The following is a 1,048-nucleotide window of genomic DNA, read 5'->3' as shown; positions in this document are numbered from 1 at the left end:
CGAAAACGGAAAGCAACAGCAATGTGAGTAGAACACGCACGAGGCACCTCCAGGACGAAGACGCTTTAGCTGGCCAATGTAAGTACGATGCACTTTATCGCTACAAAGTTCTCGGGAGCAAGCCGAATCTTGCGATCGGCCTTTCAGGTCGATCCTTTTCTGCTATTATGCCGCGTCTATGCGGGAGGTTGCGATGGGAAAAATGCTTGCGGTTGCCTTATTGGCGTTGAGTTGCCTGCTCTCGAAGCACTCGGAAGCGCAGACGCAGGGACCGGTCGGAGTCGCTTCTCTCGCCACTCTTCCAAGCCCGCACAATTATCGCCAGCGGCGCTCCTCCAGCTACGACCGAACGGGCGGAAATGACGATTTTCGCGTTGTGCCGCCCGGCCAGACCATCACCGTGCTCGACGAAAATGGCCCGGGCGAAATTTCACATGTCTGGTTCACCATCGCGGACAAAGAAAAATATCACCTCAAGCGAATTGTTCTCCGTATGTATTGGGACGACGAAAGTGAGCCGAGCGTAGAAGCTCCAATCGGAGATTTTTTTGGACTTGGAAACGGCGAGTATTTTCTATATCAATCGATCCCGCTGGCGGTCGGTGCCGATAAAGCCCTGAACTGTTTTTTCCCGATGCCGTTCCAAAAACACGCCCGCATCACCGTCACGAACCAAGGGCATGAACCGATTGATGCCCTCTATTGGAACATCGACTGGCGTCAGCTTCCCTCACCGCTGCCGAACGATACTGCTTATTTTCACGCTCAGTATCGCCAGGCCACTCCGAATGTGGCGATGGAAAATGCAAAGACCAATCTCGATGGCAAAAACAACTACGTTTGGATGGAGGCGACCGGACGCGGCCACTTCGTGGGCGTGACCATGTCGGTGATCGAAAACGCGGACGGCTGGTGGGGCGAGGGAGACGATATGTTTTTTATTGATGGCGAGACACTGCCATCGATAAATGGAACGGGGACGGAGGATTATTTTTTGGGAGCGTGGGACTTCGGCGGGAAGCCTTTCTCCTATGGACTATTCGGCGCG

The 1,048-nt window shown here is 53.9% G+C and carries 1 protein-coding gene; it reads left to right on the top strand.

Features of this window, described 5'->3' with window-relative positions:
* Positions 1–193 precede the first annotated feature (193 nt).
* A partial coding sequence (locus VLX68_03905; GenBank protein HUI91373.1) for a glycoside hydrolase family 172 protein occupies positions 194–1,048 on the top strand: 855 nt, incomplete at its 3' end.

This window comes from Chitinivibrionales bacterium, assembly GCA_035516255.1.
Lineage (GTDB): Bacteria > Fibrobacterota > Chitinivibrionia > Chitinivibrionales > FEN-1185 > FEN-1185.
The sequence above is the reverse complement of the archived record's forward strand: the minus strand, read 5'-3'. Positions and strand labels throughout refer to the sequence as shown.